At 52.7% G+C, this 21,088-nt stretch carries 15 protein-coding genes; 5 read left to right on the top strand and 10 right to left on the bottom strand.

From position 1 onward, the window contains the following. Positions 1-24: 24 nt before the first annotated feature. The gene (locus P1X16_RS10330; protein ID WP_277228412.1) at positions 25-1,299 is read right to left on the bottom strand and encodes an asparagine synthetase B; all 1,275 of its coding nucleotides are present in this window, start codon (positions 1,297-1,299) and stop codon (positions 25-27) included. 316 nt (positions 1,300-1,615) lie between these two features. Between P1X16_RS10330 and P1X16_RS10325 the strand changes: the two genes are divergently transcribed. Together P1X16_RS10325 and P1X16_RS10320 are read left to right on the top strand one after the other, a co-directional pair. Further along, the gene (locus tag P1X16_RS10325) at positions 1,616-2,854 is read left to right on the top strand and encodes an ABC transporter permease (protein WP_277228409.1); all 1,239 of its coding nucleotides are present in this window, start codon (positions 1,616-1,618) and stop codon (positions 2,852-2,854) included. 916 nt (positions 2,855-3,770) lie between these two features. Then, on the top strand, positions 3,771-4,439 hold the full coding sequence (locus P1X16_RS10320; protein ID WP_277228406.1) for a hypothetical protein: 669 nt from the start codon (positions 3,771-3,773) through the stop codon (positions 4,437-4,439). A gap of 84 nt (positions 4,440-4,523) precedes the next feature. Here P1X16_RS10320 and mtaB read toward each other — a convergent pair whose 3' ends face one another. After that, positions 4,524-5,864 carry a tRNA (N(6)-L-threonylcarbamoyladenosine(37)-C(2))-methylthiotransferase MtaB gene (gene mtaB, locus P1X16_RS10315; protein WP_277228403.1) on the bottom strand — a complete coding sequence of 447 codons (1,341 nt, stop codon included), beginning with the start codon at positions 5,862-5,864 and terminating at the stop codon, positions 4,524-4,526. Between the two features lie 323 nt (positions 5,865-6,187). On the opposite strand from mtaB, the gene P1X16_RS10310 reads away from it, so the two are divergent. Together P1X16_RS10310 and P1X16_RS10305 are read left to right on the top strand one after the other, a co-directional pair. Next, positions 6,188-7,690 carry a L,D-transpeptidase family protein gene (locus P1X16_RS10310; RefSeq protein ID WP_277228399.1) on the top strand — a complete coding sequence of 501 codons (1,503 nt, stop codon included), beginning with the start codon at positions 6,188-6,190 and terminating at the stop codon, positions 7,688-7,690. Between the two features lie 200 nt (positions 7,691-7,890). Beyond that, positions 7,891-10,653: a PAS domain-containing hybrid sensor histidine kinase/response regulator gene (locus tag P1X16_RS10305; protein ID WP_277228396.1), complete on the top strand. Its 2,763-nt coding sequence runs from the start codon at positions 7,891-7,893 to the stop codon at positions 10,651-10,653. Between the two features lie 590 nt (positions 10,654-11,243). On the opposite strand, the gene P1X16_RS10300 is transcribed toward P1X16_RS10305, so the two are convergent. The 4 genes from P1X16_RS10300 to P1X16_RS10285 all read right to left on the bottom strand — a co-directional run bounded on the left by P1X16_RS10300 (position 11,244) and on the right by P1X16_RS10285 (position 15,726). After that, a complete protein-coding gene (locus tag P1X16_RS10300) occupies positions 11,244-11,990 on the bottom strand; it encodes a LytTR family DNA-binding domain-containing protein (RefSeq protein WP_277228394.1) in 747 nt (248 codons plus the stop codon). Positions 11,991-12,194: 204 nt separating this feature from the next. Continuing rightward, positions 12,195-12,548: a hypothetical protein gene (locus P1X16_RS10295; protein ID WP_277228392.1), complete on the bottom strand. Its 354-nt coding sequence runs from the start codon at positions 12,546-12,548 to the stop codon at positions 12,195-12,197. Positions 12,549-12,620: 72 nt separating this feature from the next. Continuing rightward, on the bottom strand, positions 12,621-13,661 hold the full coding sequence (locus P1X16_RS10290) for a hypothetical protein (protein ID WP_277228389.1): 1,041 nt from the start codon (positions 13,659-13,661) through the stop codon (positions 12,621-12,623). Positions 13,662-13,866: 205 nt separating this feature from the next. Beyond that, positions 13,867-15,726, bottom strand: a complete 1,860-nt coding sequence (locus P1X16_RS10285; protein WP_277228387.1) for an LTA synthase family protein — start codon at positions 15,724-15,726, stop codon at positions 13,867-13,869. Between the two features lie 316 nt (positions 15,727-16,042). Between P1X16_RS10285 and P1X16_RS10280 the strand changes: the two genes are divergently transcribed. Then, positions 16,043-18,232, top strand: coding sequence for a glutamine synthetase III (locus tag P1X16_RS10280; RefSeq protein ID WP_277228384.1), 2,190 nt, complete (start codon positions 16,043-16,045; stop codon positions 18,230-18,232). A 185-nt stretch (positions 18,233-18,417) separates the two neighbouring features. Here P1X16_RS10280 and P1X16_RS10275 read toward each other — a convergent pair whose 3' ends face one another. The 4 genes from P1X16_RS10275 to P1X16_RS10260 all read right to left on the bottom strand — a co-directional run bounded on the left by P1X16_RS10275 (position 18,418) and on the right by P1X16_RS10260 (position 20,941). Then, complete coding sequence (locus P1X16_RS10275) at positions 18,418-18,663, bottom strand: hypothetical protein (protein ID WP_277228381.1); 246 nt, start codon at positions 18,661-18,663, stop codon at positions 18,418-18,420. A 513-nt stretch (positions 18,664-19,176) separates the two neighbouring features. Continuing rightward, the gene (locus P1X16_RS10270; protein WP_277228378.1) at positions 19,177-19,557 is read right to left on the bottom strand and encodes a hypothetical protein; all 381 of its coding nucleotides are present in this window, start codon (positions 19,555-19,557) and stop codon (positions 19,177-19,179) included. After that, positions 19,541-20,032, bottom strand: a complete 492-nt coding sequence (locus P1X16_RS10265; RefSeq protein WP_277228375.1) for a type II toxin-antitoxin system antitoxin SocA domain-containing protein — start codon at positions 20,030-20,032, stop codon at positions 19,541-19,543. The genes P1X16_RS10270 and P1X16_RS10265 overlap by 17 nt, the downstream gene beginning before the upstream one ends. Before the next feature lie 258 nt (positions 20,033-20,290). Beyond that, on the bottom strand, positions 20,291-20,941 hold the full coding sequence (locus P1X16_RS10260; RefSeq protein ID WP_277228372.1) for an HAD family phosphatase: 651 nt from the start codon (positions 20,939-20,941) through the stop codon (positions 20,291-20,293). Positions 20,942-21,088: the final 147 nt, after the last annotated feature.

The raw sequence follows: 21,088 nt of genomic DNA, 5'->3' as shown, positions 1-21,088 counted from the left end.
ACTCGCTTTTATTAGTACTACAAATCAAGTCTTTTGCTTCTTTTTCTTGGCCGCTGGGAACAGTACGTTGTTCAGAATCAGGCGGTAGCCGGGCGAATTAGGGTGTAGCGCTAAATCGGTAGGTTCTTCTTCTACCAAGTGCTGATAGTCTTCGGGGTCGTGGCCTCCGTAAAAGGTCCAGGTGCCTTTACCTAGCGTGCCGTGCATGTAGCGCACCTCACCCGAGGCCTTGTTGTCACCCATCACCACCACATCCGACTTAATCAGGCTTTTGCGGAATGCGGTGGTCTGACCCATAAAGCCCTTAATGGTTTTCTCGTGGTCCTGCGTGAGCATGGTCGGCACCGGGTCGTACTTGGCCGAGAAAGTGAAGAGCTGGAAGTAGTCGTTGTCTTCGTACACGCCCCGTTCGCGCGGGTCCATGTCGATATTGCTGAACTCGTACACATAAGGGTCGCGCACAATCTGGAAGTCTTTGAAAGCCAGCGTGCGGTTAAAGTTAAGCTTGCTTTGCGCGGCCGGATCGGCGGGGTCACCGTCGTACATGCTTTCGGCCATATCTACGCCTAAGCCAGCCAAAGCAATATCGTAGGTGTCGGTGGCCGAGCACATGGCAAACTGGAAGCCTCCACCCGCAATAAACTCTTGCATCTTAGTCACCACAGCGGCCTTCATCTGCGAGGTTTTGGAGAAACCGTGGCGCTTGGCGGCGGCTTCGGCATCCCGGATTTGCTGCTGGTACCAGGGCCGGTTGCGGTACATAGAGTAAAACTTACCGTTTTGGCCAGTAAAATCCTCGTGGTGCAAGTGCAGCCAGTCGTATTTAGGCAGCTTACCATCCAGCACCTCGTCATCATAAATCTGGTCGTAAGGAATTTCGGCGTAGCCTAGTACCATCGTTACGGCGTCGTCCCAGGGCTGCTTGCCTTTGGGCGTGTACACCGCAATTTTGGGCACCTTCTCCAACTTCATCACGTCCATGTTGGCATTAGGGTCGGCTATTTCCGAAAGAATACTGGTGTATTGCGCTTCGCTGATGACTTGGTAGCTGACGTTGCGCACCGCCATTTCATTTTCCACGCCCGCCGCTACCTCACAGGCAAAAGAGCCGCCACGGTAGTTGAGCAGCCAGTCTACCTCCACCTGCTTGGTAAGCAGCCAGTAGGCAATGCCATACGCTTTCAGGTGCTCTTTCTGCGTATCGTCCATCGGAATAAGTACATGATTGGCGCGAGCCGTCATGGGAGCAGCTAAGCCCGTAGCAAGCAGTAGCAGCAGCAGCAAACGAGAAAAAGACATAAGCAGAAGTTGAGTGCGAAACGCAGAAACGCTACTAGAAGCGCTTGACAAGCTGAAAACAAAGTAAGGTAGAAAGTATAGCTACGTTTTCAGTGAAGCCTAATTTAAGGAATAATGTTCGAAAGTTGGACCTATTGGAGAAACTATAAAATTAAAATAATCAAATATCATTGGCCTCTGCTAACGTCGGCTAAGGGCGTCTTAAATCTGCCGGAAACCCACTACATTGCGTGCCCCATCCAGCTCCTAGAACGGCTATTTTGGTTGTTAAGTTAAGCTGGAATCTGCGCCGCTCGCGCCTTTTTGTTCGGTCGTTATGCATCTGCTAGAAAACATCAAGGAGGCTTTCCGTTCCATTCAAAGTAATCTGCTGCGCACCGTTCTAACGGCCCTCATTGTGAGCATCGGCATCATGGCTTTGGTTGGAATTCTAACGGCTATCGACGCCATGAAGTATTCCCTGAATCAAACCTTCGCCAGCTTGGGAGCCAACTCCTTTGAAATGAAGGCGAAAGGCTACACCAACCGGTTCCGGCGGGGCGGGGTGCAGGGGCGGATTTACCCGCCAATTAGTTTGCTGCAAGCTAAAAAGTACAAGCAGGCACTCGGCGACGAGGCCAAGGTGGGTATTTCTGCTTTTATCTCGGGCGCTACCGAAGTAAAAGCCAATGGTCAGAAAACCAATCCGAACGTGCAAGTAGTTGCCGGCGACGAAAACTACCTGCAAATTCAAAGCTACAACCTCGGAATGGGGCGTGCCTTCTCGCCGCTGGAGCTAGAAAACGGTACGAACGTGGCCATAATTGGCTCGGAGGTTAAAGAAAAACTCTATCCTACAGAAAGTCCGCTCGGTAAGTATGTGTATTTGCTAGGCCGCCGCTTTTTGGTAGTTGGCATGCTCGAAAAAAGCGGCAGTACCGGTCAGGGCGGTGGCGCCGACCGTCTCGTGCTGATTCCGCTGGAAACCGGCAACCAATTACCACGGCAGCGCGCCCTCACTTTCGACGTAAAAACAGCCACCCCTAAGCCCGAAGAACTCAACTACTTGACTGGTCAAGCCACCGGTATCATGCGCGCCGTACGCCACGACCCGTTGAGCCAGGAAGACAGCTTCGATGTAGAGCGCTCTGACTCCATGGCCGCCAAACTCGACGAGTTGTCAGGGGGACTCAAAATGGGGGGCTTCTTGGTAGGATTTATTACGTTGCTTGGCGCCAGCATTGCGTTGATGAATATCATGATGGTGTCGGTTACGGAGCGCACCCGCGAGATTGGTATTCGCAAAGCGTTAGGCGCAACTGCCTTTCAGATTCGCCAGCAATTCCTGATTGAAGCCATTGTCATTTGCCTTATGGGGGGGATGCTCGGCATCATCTTGGGCGTTTCCATGGGCAATGCCGTGTCGCTGTTTGTGGGCGAAGGCACTTTCCTGGTGCCCTGGTTCTGGATGATCCTAGGGCTCGTAATCTGCGTTACGGTTGGACTGGCCTCCGGGTATTATCCCGCCAGCAAAGCCGCCGGCCTCGACCCCATTGAAAGCCTGCGCTACGAGTAGAGGGCAGAGCATCTTGAAGAAACTTTTTCAGTTCAGCTCTCCAATGCTGCACTAGTGCTTCGACTCCAAAGCATAAGTAGTAGGAAGCACTATCAATAACAGGTGCAGAGAGAACAGTTAACACTTTAGTCATTCCAGTTTCTCTATCGGCTGACTGGTAGCTCTCCTGGTATTAACACTTAGCCTTGGCTGTTCTGTCGTTTCCCATACGGAAACCTCTATAGCTACCAACAAAGGAATTGAAATGTACTCTGTGCTGCGAATTGTATATGCTCTACCGAACTGTAGCTATTGCTGTAGTGCCAAAGACGTTTCGTCTGTTTTTAATTGACGCTACGTTTTTCATTGTCGATAAGACAACGCCTATTGCTATGCTAGCAACCTTCACTTACTACTACTGAGTTGAGCTACTCGCGTAGAAAGGATTTGCGCTAGTAGGAGTAGAGCTAACCCGGTTTTGCCCTGACCAAAGCAAAGCGAGTGCCGCCTATACACGTGTAGCGTGTCCGTGTAAGGTCGCTGCACAAACCGCAATAAGACATTTACTGGAGCACCCATAGTCATTCCACAAGGACTATAGATGAATGTTTTGCTCCTGGCATGCCCGAACCACTACCTACTTACTAGCTAGCTCTGTTTTAGAAACCTATACTTCGCAAGTATGCAGTATCAGGAATGCAGACAAGGAAACAGCTCTTCTTACGCGCGGATCGAAGCCAATGGCATAGAGCCGATTTAAAGGCTACAATCAAGGCGTGCAATTCTGGAGGATCTGGCTCAGTATATCAGCCGAGTCACAAGGATAAGCTGCTGTATGTAGCATCTAACCTGTGGAAATCAACTAGAGTGAGTAGCTATTAATACTACTGCCAATGTATGGATATATTTTATACATTTGTTGCAAAGGTATCATATTATGGCAGAGTCAGAAACTGTAGGTCAACGCTTTACTCAACTTATTGCTCATTTGGGGATAAGCAAAAATGCCTTTGCTGCATCACTAGACAAGACAGCAACCGTTATTCAGCATTTGGTGGATGAAAGGAACAAGCCTGGTTTTGACCTTTTGTGTAAGGTGTTTGAGGTATATCCAGATGTATCCAAAGATTGGTTGTTGCAGGGTGAAGGCCCTATGCTAGTTGACGGAAATTTTGCTCCAGTTCAGGAGGCCAAATCAGCCCCAGCAGCAAAAGTAGCTCCGGCTACATCGGTAGCAACGGCGCAATCCCCGCCAGTTGAACCCCAGGACTCGAAGCCGAAAACAGTTTCTCAACCAGTAGAAGCTGAAGCGGCGCTCCCAGCAACAAAGCCGGCGGCCGAACCAACTCCTTTCGCAAATGAGCCAATTCCGCCCGTGCCCGCGCAGCCAGTACCGCAACCTGCGGTAGCCAGTCCGGCCGCAGCGGCTACACCTATACCTACTGCACCTGCGACGACTAACGATGCAAGTTGGCAAACGGCACTTTACACGCAGCAGATGGCGCACCAATTAGCTATGGCAGAGTTGCGTAACCAACACTTACAGGAACAGCAGCGCCTCATGCAACAGATGATGGAGTTGATGCAGCGGCAATTAGCACGGTAATAAAGAGTGCGGATAAGAAAAAGGCCTGGTTTCCACTTAACGGTGCCAGGCCTTTTTCCTATCCGCAATGTTTATTGACTTCAGCTAGTGCTGAAAAACTTCTATGCCTAGCTCTTCCGCTTCCATTATGTTTTGTGGATTCACGGCTGTCAGGCGCAGGCGCTTCAACTCTCCAACTAATAAAGGGTCGTATTTGGCCGTAACGCGGATGTAGTTGGGTGTAAAGCCCTCCATATGACCGTTGGTTACGTCGTCCTCAAACAGCACGGCGGTTTCGGTCCCCACGTGCTGTTCGTAGAAATGCCGCTTTTTCTTTTCCGAGAGGCTACGCAACTGCGTGGTGCGTTCGTGGCGGTGGCGGTCCTGCACGCGGCCAGGCAAGGTGGGGGCTAGCGTGTTTTCGCGCTCTGAATACGGAAAGACGTGCAAGTAGCTTACGTCTAACTCGTTGAGGAACTGGTACGTTTCCAGAAAATCAGCTTCAGTTTCGCCCGGGAAACCCACTATTACGTCAACGCCAATACAGGCGTGGGGCATTACTTCCTTTATAAGCCGTACCCGCTCCACGTACAACTCGCGGCGGTAACGGCGGCGCATCAACCCCAGAATCTTGTTGGAACCCGACTGCAACGGGATGTGGAAATGGGGCATAAACCGCTTAGAGCGCGCCACAAACCGAATAATCTCGTCGGACAGCAAGTTCGGCTCGCAGCTGCTAATGCGAAACCGCTCGATGCCTTCCACTTCATCTAAGGCCCGCACCAAGTCATAAAAATTTTCTTTCCGCTCGCGCTCCGGCCCTTGCAACCCAAAGTCGCCTAGGTTGACGCCAGTTAGCACAACTTCCTTAACACCGGTTCCGGCTAGCGCCTGCACCCGGTCTACTACACTCTGCACGGAGTTGGAGCGGCTATGGCCGCGGGCCAGTGGAATGGTGCAGAACGAGCAGGAGTAGTCGCAGCCATCCTGCACTTTCAAGAAAGTGCGCGTCCGCTCGCCATAAGACTGAGCTGCATGAAACTCGGTAGCCGCCGAAATTGGAGAGGCGTACACCTGGCCTGGCTGGCCGGGTGTCGGCTTACGAAAGCCGGCCAGTGTTTCAACTAACTGAAATTTCTCGGCTGCGCCCAAAACGGCATGCACCCCGGGAATCTCGGCAATTTCCTGTGGCTTAAGCTGCGCGTAGCAGCCTACCACCGTCACAAACGCCTCGGGGTTGTGCTTCAGGGCTTCCTTTACCACTTTCCGGCACTTACGGTCGGCGTGGTCCGTGACGGAGCAGGTATTGATGACGTAGATGTCGGCCGCGTCTTCAAAGGCTACTTTCTCGAAGCCATGTTCCTCGAATTGCCGCCCAATAGCTGACGTTTCCGAGAAATTGAGCTTGCAGCCCAGCGTGTAAAAGGCAACTTTCTTGGTTTCCATAATAAGGTTGCAAAGATACAGCTTACTAGGCTTTGAAAGTTTCATGCGCCCACGCTTTCCTGGAGTCGACCAAGCTTCTCGTGGCTTAGCCGCTCGGAAGACCTAGTAGGTTCGCAGCACAATCCAGCTAAATCGGGCAGGGCTGTGCGGTCTGCATTTCTGGGGTTAACCACGGAAATACACGCTAACGTTCGGCGACAAATTATATTAGTTCGCAGAGGATTATACTACGTTGGAGTAGTAATTCAGAATAGGGAAAGTCGCCGAGGTAGCTTTGATCAAGGGTTGATAAAGACCTCTGATTGCTGCTCTGCTTTCCTGCTATGAAAACTTCTTTATACACGCTGCTTCAACTACTTTTTCCTCGGTTTCAACGCCAACCACAGGCGTTGCCAGTGGTTTCTAAGTCAGCCTGGGCACCATTGCGCCGCACCGGGGCACTATTCTTAGTGATGGTTGCAGCGAATGTGGGCGCATTAGGCATGAGCCGGACCGCGGAGCCCCTAGATGCTAGCGTGGCGGCTGCGCTGCGCATGCAGGCAACGAAGGCTAGTGCAGGTCTGATTAGCGCATTCTATTCCCGCTTGGAGTACGCTCCGGTTTGGACACAGCTGGATGGCCCCACACCAGAAGCCCAAGCTGCCTTGCAGTTGCTGACCCAGGCGCAACGCTTTGGCCTCAAGCCGGCCGAGTACAATGTAGTGCTCTTGCAAACCATGCTGGACTCGTTAACCCAGGGTGGGGCGCAGTCGATGCAGCTGCGCGTGCGCACCGAGCATCAGATTACTGCTGCCCTGTTGCGCTTCGCATATCACTTGCACGATGGCCGCATAACCGACCCTAACCTTCGTCCGGCCCAGCTTGCGGGCGAGCCGATTTTCGACGCCGTGGCCCATTTACAGCAGGCCGTGCGCAGCGGGAACTTCACTGAGTATATGCTGACGGCTCAGCCTACTTCGCGTAGCTACGTGCGTCTGGTGTGGGCTTGGCAGCGCCTGCTGCAAACCGACAGTGTGGCCGCCGAGCGCATGGCGTTATCCGTGGCGCTGAATCTGGAGCGTCTGCGCTGGGAGCCCCGTGCTGACTCGCTCTACTTAGCAGTTAATATTCCAGCGTATAGCCTGCAAGTAGTGCGGGGGGCTAAAGTGGTGGCTACTCACCGCGTGGTGGTGGGCAAAACGGCAACGCCGACGCCAGAGCTTTTCAGTCGGCTAACGTTTTTCCAAGCGGCCCCGGAGTGGCGCGTGCCGCAAAGCATTAGCGCCAACGAAATGCTGCCCAAGCTCCGGCGCGACCCAAGCAGCCTGACGGAAAGAGGGTTTGAGCTGTTTACGGCGGCCGGTAAGCGCGTGAACCCGTACCGGGTGAATTGGAAACAAGTACAGCCCGAGACGTTCGCCTATCAGATCCGTCAGCTGCCGTCGGCTGATAATGCGTTGGGTAATGTGGTGTTTCGGTTTGCTAATCCGTACTCCATCTACTTGCACGATACCCCTACTAAAGCGGCATTTCGGGCCACCAACCGCGCGTTGAGTCACGGCTGCATTCGGGTTGAGAAGCCGCTAGAGCTGGCCCGTTTTCTTTTGCAGCGCGACAACCCGGCCCGCGCCGATGACCGAGCCCAAGACCTGCAAACCAGCCTCAACCGCAGCGAAACCAAAGGATTCGGCTTGCAGGCGCCTGTGCCGCTGCTGGTGCGTTACCTCACTTGCGAAGCCGATGGCGACCGGCTCCGGGTGCTACCCGATATCTACGGCCGCGACCAAGCACTGACCCAGGCCTGGCAAGGCGAGGCCGTTGCGCCTGCCGCCCTGGCTTTGCGCTAGTAAGGCTTCCAGAATGGCCGCTCTTTTACATTCTACGTGAGCAACTGAAAGCTCGCCCCTCACGATAATCCAAATGGAAGCGTGAAGGGCGAGTTTTTGCTTTATATTCTACCTTCCAAACCCACCCAACAAGCGTTTTCGGTTTGCAGGCCTTGCGTCAGGTTGCGTCAGGTGTTACATCGAAAATTATTTTCTTTCCCATGAATGCTCCCCTATCGTCCCACCCTGCCTCTCTCGAACAACTACAGCATGAATTAGCTCAGGCCTGGCAGCGCGTTCGAGAGCTAGAGCAAGCTGCCGCCGCTGCATCTACGCAAGCCACAGACGAGCCCGATGAATTGCAGCTGCGCTTGCTAGCCCGCATTCCTGAATTGAACCCTAATCCGCTGCTGCGCCTGAACCTAATGGGCGAGCAGGTGTATACCAATCCGGCCGCTCAGCAGCTTCGCGGTCAGCTTTCCGAAACCGAGCTCCACGGGTTGCACATGCGACTTGGAAGTTTAGCAAGGCGCAGTTTGCGGCTGAAGCAGCCTCAGCAAGCCGAAGTGCGAACCCAGCAATATTACTTGCAGGCGTATGTAGTGCCATTCGAGGAGGAAGATTGTGTGAATATCTACCTCGCCGACATTACCACGCGGGTGCAAGCGGAGGAGAGCCTACGAGCCAGCGAAGCACGCTTGCGGGAACAGCAGGAGTTCACTCAGCTTGTGCTCGATACTTCGCCTAACCTCATCTACGTGCGCGATTCGCATGCTCGCGTTACGTTTGCGAACCGAGCTATGCGCGACTTCCAACAAACCTTGGGCAATCGGGAAGACCGCGTGGCTGCCGACCCCGAGGGCCAAGAAGCCCGCGAACGGGCCCACTATGCTCGCGCCGATGCCTACGTGCTAGCCACCGGCGAAGAGGTGATAACCGAAGACCCTATCACGCTGCCTACAGGAGAGAAGCGCTGGTTTCAAAGCGTGAAACGCCCACTCCGGCGCCCCGATGGCACCATAGATATTTTGGGGGTGAGCACAGATATTACAGCCCTCAAACAGGCGCAGCACACGCTAACGCAAAGTGAAAAAAAGTACCGCGACCTAGTTTACTATGCGCAAGCGCTGATTTGCACGTACGACCTCAACGGTGTAGTTCTTTCCGTGAACCCTGCCTTGGCGGCGCTGATCGGCCGGCCAATTGCTGAACTGTTGGGTCAGCATGTTGCCGCGTACCTGCTGGCCGACGACCGCGAAGCTTTCGATGCTCAGCTAGCACGTATGGCACATGAAGGGGAAGCGGAAGGTGTGTTGCGGATACAACCAGAGAGTAGCAAGGAACTGCGCTACCTTTTGTCGCGCAATTTTGTGGTGCGCCAGCCGGGCCAAGCTCCCTACGTAATTTCGCACTCGCACGACATAACCGACCGGGTGCGGGCCGAGCAGGAAATGAAGCGGGCCCGGCAGGAAGCTGAAGCTACCGCACGGGCCCGCGAAAACTTTCTGGCCAACATGAGCCACGAAATCCGCACTCCCATGAACGGGGTGCTGGGCATGACGGCCCAACTGGCCAAAACCCGCCTCGACGCCCGTCAGCAGGAACTGGTGCGCATTATCCGTTCGTCGGGTCAGCACTTGCTGGCCGTGCTGAACGATGTGCTGGAAATGGCTAAAATCACGGCGGGAAAGCTGGAACTAGAGCAATTGCCCTTCAATCTGTGCCAATCGATGGAAGCAGCCGTGCAACCTCTGGTTTTGCAAGCGCAGGAGAAAGGCCTGGAGGTGGTAGGCGTGCCGCTGCGCAATTCGTGCCCGGTGCCTTGGATAGTAGGCGATGCGCACCGGCTCAACCAAATCTTAATAAACCTAGTTGGCAACGCCGTGAAATTCACATCCCGGGGGCGTATCACTATCAAGGGGGAAATGCTCAGCGAAACCAAGGATACGCTCACTGTGCGCTTCAGCGTGCAAGACACCGGCCCCGGTATTGCGCCCGAGAAGCAGGCCTACATTTTCGAAAGCTTTGCTCAGGCATACGCCGACACCGCCCGGCAGCACGGCGGCACTGGTTTAGGGCTCACTATTTCGCGGGGGTTGGTGGAGCAAATGGGAGGCCAATTGACCCTGGAAAGTGAAGTAGGCAAAGGAAGCACCTTCGCCTTTACACTGACCTTGCCTAAAGCACCCGCCGAAGCCCTGCCGGCCCTAACCGAAGAAACCGTTGATACGGGCAACTTAACTGGCGTCCGGATACTGCTGGTTGAAGATAACCACATCAACCGTACGGTGGCCCGCATGATGCTAGAGCCCTGGGGAGTAGTACTCGAGGAAGCCACGAGCGGCCCAGCAGCCTTGGCCTTGCTGGAGCAATATGCCTACGACGTAGTGCTGATGGACATTCAAATGCCCGGTATGAGTGGGGTGGAGGTAACGCAACGCCTGCGTGAAATGCCCGACCCCAAACGGGCTGCTACTCCGGTTATTGCCGTCACGGCCAACGCCTTCCGGGCGGATGTAGAGCGCTATCTTGCCGGTGGCTTCAACGACTATCTAGCCAAGCCTTTCGACGAAGAAGAGCTGTATCATAAAATTGAAGTGCTATTAGGCCGCGCGGCTACTCCAACGTATGATCTAACTCATCTGCGCGAGTTAGCGCAGGGCCGTACTGTGTTTGTAGAGCGCTTTATCCGGTCTTTCCTGGCCAATATCCCTGTCAACGTGCAGGAGCTACGAGCTGCCGCTGCTGCCGACAATTGGCAGGAAGTAGCTCGCCTCATCCATCATATCAAACCAAACTTGATAGCCTTATCGGTTGCGGGCACCGATGAGCCGGTGGCGGTACTGGAGCGCGTACACCACACGGCCCCTGAAGCAGACCATCCCCAGTCAGACATCTTGAAACAGGCGCTAAACGACTTATTAAAAGCGGTAGAACAAGCATTGCAAGAACTACCCTCCGAGCTGTCTGCAGTAGGGAGTTAGATGCGTCTTAATACTGAATTATACTATAAGTGCGCGAGGTGGAAAAACTTGTTCATGCACCTCACAACAGGGTATAATGTAGTTGAATAAAATCAGTGGTATTGTACTTTGCTGTAATCAGCTTTTGCGCTCGAACAGAAGACGCAAATCAATCCTGTCTTTGTGCTACACGTTCGCATAGATAAAAGGACCGTTCGTGTAGCATAGCCTATTGTTTAGCGAAATATTCACATAAGCGGGGTGGCAGTATGTAGGTTTGTATTCATAAACACAACTACAGTTCTAAGTTCAAGAGCACCTCACTGCTATGATTACCACTTCTTCTTTCTCTTCGAGACTGATCGATAACATTCACCGGTACTCTCGCTTCTACTTAGCAGGTTTTCTCACCATACTACTAACGGTATTGCTGCTGTTGAGCAACGCATCAGCCAGCGCCGGAACACTTTACTAGTCAACCATAAGTAGTATAAAGCACAAGCACTAGAGCAGATTGCCTTTTTATAATCTGTTCGGGAAATAGAGTAAGAAACGGGCCCCAAACTCAAAGTAGAGTTTGGGGCCCGTTGCTGTTTAAAGCTGTTTTAGCTTTACAAATTGGGCAGACTTCGGAAGAACTCTTCCTGATACGATTTGCCCACGGGTACTTCGTAAGGACCTAACACCAGCATGTTGTCTTCGATAAACGAAATCCGGTGGGTGTTGACGACATACGAGCGGTGAACCCGCCGAAAATGAGCAAACGGCAGGCGCTGCTCCAAGGCCTTGAGCGAAGCATATACAATGTGCTTTTGAGTGGGCGTTACAATCACGGAGTATGTCGACATAGCTTCTATGTAGAGCACTTCGTCGAAATTGAGACGCACCAGCTTGTTGTTTACCTTCACAAACAGCACCGAGCCCTGCGCGGGAACCTGCACTTCGGCGCTGGTGGGTTCAGAGGGGGCTGTTTTGGATGCAGCACGCCGGTCGGCGGCTATGTTCATGGCTTGAACAAAGCGTGCGTACTCCACTGGTTTCACTAGATAATCGGCCACGCGCAGGGCGAAGGCTTCGACAGCAAAGTCGCGGTGGGAGGTAACGAGGATGACTTCTGGCTGCGGTTGAGGCAGAATTTTTACCAAGTCCAGGCCCGAGAGATGTGGCATTTCAATGTCGAGCAGCAGCACATCCACCGAAGGATTGGATTTGAGAAAGGTTAAGGCTTCTATACTGTCGGAAAGCGAGGCCAGTAGCGTGAGAGAATCTGTGAGTTCCACGAAATGCTCGAGCGTCAGACGATTCATTTCGTTGTCGTCGATGATAACGCAGGTGAGGCGGGCGGGGATAGTGGGCATAGCAGATCAGTAAGCTTGGCGTGCTACTTTGGGCCCGCTTAACAGCCCTCATGCCTGCGTGAAATCAATACTTTGCAAGGCAACAGGCAGGCGGTAAGTAGCAGGCGCAGCTACGCAGGTGGACTATTACTACGAAAATAACTGGATTTAAGCTGTTGGGCTCCTGTCGTGTGCGCTTTACTGGTAGCGTCTCTGCGCCAATCGTCAAGCAAGGCGCGCAGTTATTGTTTCCATCAAACGCGGCAAATCCAGGCTGTCAAGCTCCGTTTTCGATAAAAAGAGCTGCCACTCCTTGCCAGTTGCCCTGAAGGCAGCAGGCAACGGATATTCTTGTAGTTGAGGGAATTCTGCCAAAAACTCGTCCCGGTGCAGAAAACGGGTTTTCACGGGCAAAGACTGGATATAGTCTTTCCATTCACTGCGCATGCTGGTGTTGCCGTACGTAACCGCGCACAACGAGCAGGGGTACGTACGGGGCGACAGAATCTTGTGGAATGCATCCAGTGCTCCGTTGAGAAAGCCGCTGTCAGCATTATAAACAAAGAGTAAGTCAGTCATGCATAGGAAAGCTAAGCGTGCCCGAATTACGCATGCTTTAGGTTCCTTACCAAGAGAACGGCAATGAGGGTATTACCGCTTCAGACGCTTACTAGCGGCGGCCGGAGTTAGCTTTATGTACGCAGGCTGGTCACGGTCGGCGGTGAGCTGGCCCGCTTGGTAATGCAGTTCTACCACCTGAATCAGGCTGCGCTTGCTGTCGAGGCCAGCACTAGCAGAAGAGGTGCCCGGGTTGCGACCAGGATGGGTGAAGTAGAACAGAAAGGCCCGGTCGCCTTGTACTAGCACGTCGGGGTGGCCGCCAATAGCCTGGTCAAATGGGCCTTTGCCAGGGAGTTCGAGTAGGCGTTCGGGCTGGCCCTGCCATTGCTTCAGGTCCGAGGAACTGTAAACGCCCAGGCCTTTCCATTTGTCAATTATCATCCAGTAGTGCCCCTGCCACTGAAACACTTTGGGGCCTTCGCCGCGTTCCGTTAGGGCCTTGCCTTTGTCTTGCCAGTGGTAGAGGTCGGGACTGTCGGCATAGTAAATGCTTTTGCCATCCCGCTCGTTGTTGTACCACATACGCCACGTGCCATCGGGCAACTGGTACACGCACGCGTCAATCACTTTATCGGTAGCTAGCACCAAACTCGATTCGTACTTCCAGTTCAGCAAGTCCGAACTAGTTAAGTGTAGAATGCTGCGCGGGTGGTTCCAGTCGGTGAAAATGCCCGGCACGTAAGTCAGAAACATGTGGTACACGCCGCCGTTGTCTTCTATTACATCGGGCGCCCAGTGCGTGTACTGCGGGGTGGGACGGTAGTTGATGTTGGCCGTGTCGCGGTAGCGCCAAGTAGCGCCGCCATCCGCTGATTCGGCAATACCGATGCGGGTGCCATGCACCCACGTGACACCCGCAGCCGTGGTATCAGTAGCACGGCGGTTGGTGTAAAACATAAACCATTTCTTTTCCTTCTTATTCCAGATAATCACTGGATCGGCCGCACCATCATAAATCGGGTCCCGATACAATGGCTTGGGTGCTAGCTTGCCCACCAACTTCTGCTGCGCTAGCATAGTAGAGGGAGCCAGGAGCAACAGCAAAATCAGGCAGCGTAGGAGAAGAGGCATCCTAGACAGGAGTAAGGGTAACACGGGAAAAGACAGCAAGGCACTCCTTTTGCGGTTACGAATTACTAGCTTCCAAGCAGCACGACTATCCTGTGCTCTCCTGCGGCGAGGTTTCAACCAAAGAAGCGCCTAGCTGAGCTAATCTGCTTTATCAGAAAGCCGTTGATCTTTCCTAAGCCCGCGCAACTCGGTCTCGACCATCAACTTATTTCGCCAGATAATCTGCGTAGGTTAGTTGCTCGTAGGCTTGCCCTTGCTGTAACTGCGCGGCTGATACTCCCGCGTCGCGGCGAATTTCTTGGCGCGAGACATTATCGAAAAGCACCAGGCCCGCAGGCGTCACGAAGCCGAATCCATCGGTGTAGCAGTAAAACGCCGACGGCTGACGCACGGGGCGCAGCAGGTCGCGGCTCCAGCGGTAGGAAGCCGTGGGCAGACGCAATTGTGCCAGCAGGGTAGCGGCCACATCGGTCTGGGAGCCTAGGTCCGATACTACGCGGCCTCGCACCTCGGGGCGTAGCGCTCCACCAGCCAGCACCAGCGGAATCCGAAACTTAGCCGGGTCTTCCACGGAATTGTCGCCCGGTAGCTGGTGGCCGTGGTCTGCCGCCAGCACCAGCAACGTGTTATCGTACCAGGGCTGCCGGCGGGCTTCCTGCAGAAAGCGCCCCAGCGCCCAATCGGTATAATACACGGAGTTGCGGAAGAGCGCCGTTTCGTCGGTGCCTTTGAATTTGCGCGCAATCGGAATCTCGAATGGCTCGTGGCTGCTCAGTGTGAAGATGGTGCTAAAGAAAGGCTGGGGCTGTGACCGGAGGTCTTGCAGCACCCGGTCGAATACGATGTGGTCGTGGGCGCCCCACTTCGAGTTTTGCTGGCTTTTAGGAAAGTCGTCGCGCTCGGTCAGCTTCTCGTAGCCAGCCGTTACGAGGTAGCTTTTCATGTTGGCGAAAGCCAATTCTCCGCCATAATAATAGTGGGAACTGTAGCCTACTTGTTTCAGCGACTGACACAGGTGGGCTAACTGTTGGGTTTTGCGCGGATACTTAATAATACTGTTGTTGGGCTGATTGGGAAAGCCGGATAATAGGGCCACCAATCCTTTTTGGCTCCGGTCGCCGGCAGCGTATATGTTATTGAATAAAACTCCCGTGCGAGCTAAGCTGTCCAAATTCGGTGTAATGCCCACCTCGCCGCCCACGCTGCCTACTAGCTTGGACGTGAAGCTCTCCAAAATGATGAATACTACATTCGGGTGCTTACTGCGCAACAGCGTGTGGGTTGTGGAATCGGGAGCTGCCTGTGTATAGGTGTAAAGGGGCTGCACAAGCCGGGTGGCAGTTGAGTCGGGCAGGAAGCGGTAACGGTCGGTGTTTTTGTCGCGCAGCCGAACAGAGTTGGCGACATTCCAGGGTAGGTTCACTGCGGCGTGGTTGGCAAACGGAACGGCCGAGAAGTACACGTCGCTTTGGTTGACGGGAATCTGCTGCAGGCCACCCCGCAGCGGTACCACCAACAAAGCCGTGTATAGCAGCCCAGCCAGCGCCGCCCGTCCGCGCCCAAAACCAACGGGTAGCGGCGGTGTTTTGCCTACTACCTTATTATATAGGAGTACGCCTGCTCCTAAGAGCGCCAGCAGCGCCAGCCCAAGTATCAGCAGAGGCGCACTGCCCGCCGATGCGGCCATCTCAGTGGGGGAGCTTATATACTGCAGCGGAGTAGCATCCATCCGGAAGCCCCACACCCGGTACAGCTCCAGGTCAGCCACGCTCAGCAAGGCTACCAGTAGCCCAGCCACTGCCGTGTAGCTTCTGACAAGTGCCCCAAATGGGAAGCGTGGCCCAAGCAAGGAGCCTAAAATGAAAAGCGTAAAGGGAACAAGGCTCAGATATGCCGTTGTGGAAGCATCTAACCGCAGGCCATAACCGAAGATGCCTGCTAGAGTACTGGCCGGTAGAGGTGCAGTTTTAGAGAAGTGATAAAGCAGAAACAGCGCCTTGGCTACTATGAAATAAGCCAGCCAAAATAAAAAGTAGCGCCACTGAAACTGAAATCGGTTTTTCACGGGGCAAAGGTAATGGTCATGGCCCCGGAACGGTGGGTTTCAACCCGGATTTGCGGTTGTCAACTGTGGCGCTTGCCAGAGCAGCCAGCAAAATCATCTTCACTCGATTTGCGCAATCGATTCCGAAATACCCCTCTTCTCAATATTTTTATCAGTTTTTTTAACGAAGCACCGATTTTAGAGGGGGTAACGGAGAAAAAAGGCTAAGAATTGAAAAATAACTTCCGTTTTTGGAAGGGTGCGTTTGGAAAAGCAAAAAATGCGCTTCACATTTGCCATCATCAAAAACGGCTCATTCTAACCTTCTCACCCTTACATGGCAATTCTTCGCTTCAAAGCACTCGAGTTAGTTGACCAGCGTAAACCGCTGATAATAGAGGGCAATGGTGAGCGTCGCTCCGACACATTCGGCAAAAATGTCTTCAATCTGGAAGCGATGCGGGCAACAATGCCCGGCGAATACTTCAAGAAGCTGCAGGCCGCTATCAAACAAAGCTCTCCAGTAGAGCATAGCGTAGCCGACGCAGTGGCCTCGGCCATGAAAACTTGGGCCATGTCGAAGGGTGCTACGCACTACACGCACTGGTTTCAGCCGCTGACCGGTGCGACGGCCGAGAAGCATGACTCGTTCTTTGATTTAAACTCGGACGGTCGTCCAATAGAAAATTTCAAAGGCTCGGCGCTGGTTCAGCAGGAGCCCGATGCTTCGTCGTTCCCCAACGGCGGTATCCGCAACACGTTCGAAGCTCGTGGCTACACGGCTTGGGACCCAACTTCTCCTGCCTTCATCATCGAAACGGCCGGTGCTAAAACCTTGTGTATTCCCACAATCTTCGTGGCCTACACCGGTGAAGCACTGGACTACAAGGCGCCCCTACTGAAGTCGTTGGCCGCGCTGGAAAAAGCAGCCGTAGACGTATGCCACTACTTCGATAAGGACGTAAGCCGCGTACACACGACATTGGGTATCGAGCAGGAGTACTTCCTGGTTGATAAGGCACTGCACGCCGCTCGCCCTGACCTTGTAATGACTGGCCGTACGTTGTTCGGTCATTCGCCAGCCAAAGGCCAGCAGCTTGAAGACCATTACTTTGGCTCGATTCCGGCTCGGGTGCACGCCTTCATGCTCGATTTCGAGGAAGAAGCCACCAAGCTGGGTATTCCACTGCGCACTCGCCACAACGAAGTAGCACCGCACCAGTTCGAGTGCGCGCCTACTTTTGAAGATGCCAACTTGGCTGTCGACCACAACCAGCTCCTGATGGATCTGATGGAACGCACAGCTGATAAGCACAACTTCCGGGCGCTGCTACACGAGAAGCCTTTTGCGGGTGTAAACGGCTCGGGTAAGCACAACAACTGGGCTATGAGCACCGACACCGGGGTAAATCTGTTGGCTCCCGGCCGTCGTCCGAAAGAGAATCTACAGTTCCTGGCATTCTTCATCAGCACGATCAAGGCAGTGCATACCTACGGTGAGCTGCTGCGCTCTAGCATTGCTTCGGCTTCTAACGACCACCGCCTTGGTGCCAACGAAGCTCCGCCGGCTATCATGTCGGTATTCGTAGGCTCGATGCTGGACTCGGTACTAGATGAGCTGGAGCGCACGGCCAAGCTGCCGCTCGATAAAGGCGACAACATCTACCTGAAGCTGGGTATCGACAAGATTCCTGCTATTCTGCTCGACAATACCGACCGTAACCGGACGTCACCGTTCGCCTTCACAGGCAACAAATTTGAATTGCGCGCCGTAGGTTCATCAGCGAACTGCTCGTCGGCCATGACTACGCTGAATGCCATTGTAGCAGAGCAGCTTATCGACTTCAAAACGTCGGTAGACAAGCTCATCGATCAGGGCAAGAAGAAAGAAGTGGCGATTGTGGAGGTGCTGCGCGAGTATGTTATCAGCTCGAAGAACATCCGTTTCGAGGGCAATGGCTACTCTGACGAGTGGAAAGAGGAAGCCGCCAAGCGGGGTCTTGCTAATGTGCCTACTACACCGCAAGCTTTAGATGCGATGGTAACGGGAGAAGCATTATCTTTGTTTGAGCGCCACAAGATCTTCTCTCACGTCGAGCTGCACGCCCGGCACGAGATTCTGCTCGAAGAGTACATCAAAAAGATTCAAATAGAAAGCCGCGTGATGGGTGATTTGGCCATCAACCACATCATTCCAACCGCAGTAGCCTATCAAACCAAACTGATTACCAACGTACGCGGCCTGCGCGAGTTAGGCCTCGACGATGCCGATACACAAGTAACTGTAGACACCATCAAAGCTATTTCGCGCCATATTACCATCATCAAAACCACTGTGGATGAGATGGTTAATGCCCGCAAAGTAGCCAACAAAATTGACGATACCCGTGAGCGGGCAATAGCCTACTGCGATACCGTCAAAGCACATTTCGATACCATTCGCCGCTCGGTTGATAAACTTGAGCTAATGGTATCCGATGAGGACTGGCCCCTCGTGAAGTACCGCGAACTTTTGTTCCGGCACTAAGCACAGGGTACAGAATCGGGCCGGAGTTGGGTGGGAATTTTCTCCGCGCATCGATTTCAAAAAAGCCGTTTCCGGGTGGGGGCGGCTTTTTTTGTGTGCCTACTGTAATGGTCCAGAATTAGGAGGGCCTATCTTTAAGCTAAGTAATCAGCATTGCCTTGCCGTCTGCTTAGCTAAGGTGCGAGTTACGTTTGCTGGACAACTCGAAGCCATTCCAACGCCTCAACAGTACTGTCGAAGATGTGCATCTGCAGCTTCTCGGTAATACCAGTGTGCATGTTGTGAGCCGAGAAAGCGGCAAAGGATTCGGAACTTACTACGTGAGCAAAATGCGTAAGGCCACTTTGGATAGCTCGTGGGGCCCAATCGGTGGTAAGCCATTCTAGGGCATGATCCCATGGGCCAACTACTTTGCTATTATCATTAAGCATATACGGGCAGTGATTCTCTTCAATAATCTGCAGACAGGTATTAGCCCCACCTACTATGCCAGCGTAGGTCTGGTAACCAATCCAGTTATTGTAAACCACATTCATTGCCTTTAAGTACTCAATGGTGAGATAGACTTCACCGAATGCATTACGTATTTCTGTCCTCATGCTGTAGATAGCCAGATGTCTGCCAAGCAAGTAGAAAAGAGCGTACTGTAAACTGTATGAGTATTCAGAATACTAGATCAACCAAGAGCACCTCAGCTTTTGTTGAGGAACCTTTAACAATACTTGTTCTCAAGAATTAGATAGTTCTAATAATAGCTGTTAATATACGTATAGAGATGAGCTTAGGGATTTGTATAATACTGTCTGATTAGAAAAAAATATAGATTAATTATTCAGTGGTTTACACCAGCTTCCCTATAAACTGCGCTTCAGCTATTTAGTATTCTCAGAAGCAGACTTATTAGCAACTCTCTAGCTTTTAGAAGTTGCTCTAATGAAGAACTCTTATTCCTCGATGTTGCGCGTTAGATACCGCGTCATTAGGCCACCTAGAAAGCCAGAGCCAGCCAACTGAAACAGGTGGTCGATAAAGTCTAATTGCTCTTTGGTGAGCCAGAACTGGTCGGGTGGCAGGAAGACGTGGCAGGCCCGAATTACTAGGGCCACCAGTAGAATAATGCCGGCTACAACCAACAAAACCAGCAAAACCCAGTGCAGTAGATTGCGGGCTTGCTGGTCGCGGCGGTGCTTACCTTTGCGCTTGTCTTCTTCAAACCAGTCTTTTTCCTGCTCGGCAGCTTGCAGAGCCCCGCGTCGGGTCGGACGCTTTTCAGCCTGGATGGCGCTGAGGTCGGGAGTGGGTTTGGGATTAGGCGACGTTGGCACTCGCTAGCATATGGTAGTGCGACTGAATGGCATCGTTGGCAATGGGAACGGCCCGGTTAGCTTTGCCGCCCTTGTTGTGCCATGTGTCAAACCAAGGAGTGCGTTCCTGATGCGTCAGGGCCGATAATTCAACAGCTGAGTAGTCTTTGTACTCTTCCCATACTTTGTCGAGGAAAGCGGCTAGCTCAGGCTTGCTGATGTTGTAGTAGACGCTCTGACCATTAGGACTAAGCATGCCGGCCGGCTCCGTAATAGGAGCACCCCCGTACATCTTGAAGCTGTCGTAAACGGAGGGTACAACCGGCCCATACTTCCAGGCCTGTACAGCCTCGGCAATAAGGGGCTCGCCGGTCAAGCCCAAATACCAGCCGTGCGCCACGTACACGAGCTTCACCAGCTTCATGGGCGTGACAGGAATGCCCGAGTCCAACGACTTCCTGACGAAGTAATTAGCTACTGCAACTGCATTTTCCATGAGTAGGGTATTAATTTAAAAGCAAACAAATATATCGCGAAACACAAAGGTATATACGAACAATTCCAAATAGGTGCAAGCAATTGTTATTTAATTCATACTTAGCCTACTATAAATGAGCTTCAGCTTTTTAAAAAGCTTGGCTTGAGTACGGTAGGAATATAGCATACTCTAGCATCGCACATTTAAAGCTAGCGAAATAAAAAAGCCTCTTCACAACCAGGAAGAGGCTTTTAACACTCGAGCAGTTATTATTCTCTATAAAAGGCTTTTCATAAACTCGTCGTGGAAATCGGTGGCGAAGTGCAACACGTTTTGCAGATGAATGAATTCGGAGGGTTGGTGCGTGGTAGTTAGCACAACTGCCTTCATACTGGCGTTTTGAGCGGCCTCGGCCCCTTTCGGCACATCTTCAAAAACCACGCAGTCAGCGGGTGATACGCCTAGCAACTCGGCGGCTTTTAGGAAGGTTTCGGGGTGGGGTTTGCTTAATACCACATCATCGGCACTTACAATGGCTTTGAAGTAGTGCCGAATGTTCAAGTTGTCGAGTACGAAATCGATATTGAATGGAATAGCAGCCGAGCCAATTGCCATGGGAATACGCTGCTGATGGGCTTCTTCCAGAAAAGTGTGGAGGCCAGGCAGAAGCTGCAAATGCGGAAGAAACTCTTCTTGGTAGCGCTGTTCTTTGGCCACGGATAAGTCCTGCATTTCCTGCTCAGTGAATCTATCGGGCCCAAACATTCTTACTAGAACTTCCTGGTTTTTGCCATACATCTGGGGCTTAACTTCTTCCCAAGTGAAATTGCCGCCTAAGTCGTGGTTGAGGATGTGTTGCCAAGCTCTGGTATGGTATTCCATGTCATGGATCATGGTACCATTCAAATCGAAAATAAAGCCTTTCATAGCTGGAGTAAGAAGGAAAAGATGCGCGCAAACCTACCATTCAACCAGCACAAATGCCGTTGGAACCTAGTTTTTGTGGCGCGGCACATCAGCTATTTGCTGTATTAAGCAATAATGGGAGTTTGTAAATGAATACTTCAGTAATGT

This window comes from Hymenobacter sp. YC55 (assembly GCF_029433095.1).
GTDB lineage: Bacteria > Bacteroidota > Bacteroidia > Cytophagales > Hymenobacteraceae > Hymenobacter.
Note: the sequence above shows the minus strand (reverse complement) of the source record. Positions and strands in the feature narration are given on the sequence as shown.

What these genes read in the sequence shown, in the direction of transcription:
- P1X16_RS10330 (WP_277228412.1), bottom strand. Translation starts at nt 1,299, where the DNA reads ATGTCTTTTTCTCGTTTGCTGCTGCTGCTACTGCTTGCTACGGGCTTA.
- P1X16_RS10325 (WP_277228409.1), top strand. Translation starts at nt 1,616, where the DNA reads ATGCATCTGCTAGAAAACATCAAGGAGGCTTTCCGTTCCATTCAAAGT.
- P1X16_RS10320 (WP_277228406.1), top strand. Translation starts at nt 3,771, where the DNA reads ATGGCAGAGTCAGAAACTGTAGGTCAACGCTTTACTCAACTTATTGCT.
- mtaB (WP_277228403.1), bottom strand. Translation starts at nt 5,864, where the DNA reads ATGGAAACCAAGAAAGTTGCCTTTTACACGCTGGGCTGCAAGCTCAAT.
- P1X16_RS10310 (WP_277228399.1), top strand. Translation starts at nt 6,188, where the DNA reads ATGAAAACTTCTTTATACACGCTGCTTCAACTACTTTTTCCTCGGTTT.
- P1X16_RS10305 (WP_277228396.1), top strand. Translation starts at nt 7,891, where the DNA reads ATGAATGCTCCCCTATCGTCCCACCCTGCCTCTCTCGAACAACTACAG.
- P1X16_RS10300 (WP_277228394.1), bottom strand. Translation starts at nt 11,990, where the DNA reads ATGCCCACTATCCCCGCCCGCCTCACCTGCGTTATCATCGACGACAAC.
- P1X16_RS10295 (WP_277228392.1), bottom strand. Translation starts at nt 12,548, where the DNA reads ATGACTGACTTACTCTTTGTTTATAATGCTGACAGCGGCTTTCTCAAC.
- P1X16_RS10290 (WP_277228389.1), bottom strand. Translation starts at nt 13,661, where the DNA reads ATGCCTCTTCTCCTACGCTGCCTGATTTTGCTGTTGCTCCTGGCTCCC.
- P1X16_RS10280 (WP_277228384.1), top strand. Translation starts at nt 16,043, where the DNA reads ATGGCAATTCTTCGCTTCAAAGCACTCGAGTTAGTTGACCAGCGTAAA.
- P1X16_RS10275 (WP_277228381.1), bottom strand. Translation starts at nt 18,663, where the DNA reads ATGCTTAATGATAATAGCAAAGTAGTTGGCCCATGGGATCATGCCCTA.
- P1X16_RS10265 (WP_277228375.1), bottom strand. Translation starts at nt 20,032, where the DNA reads ATGGAAAATGCAGTTGCAGTAGCTAATTACTTCGTCAGGAAGTCGTTG.
- P1X16_RS10260 (WP_277228372.1), bottom strand. Translation starts at nt 20,941, where the DNA reads ATGAAAGGCTTTATTTTCGATTTGAATGGTACCATGATCCATGACATG.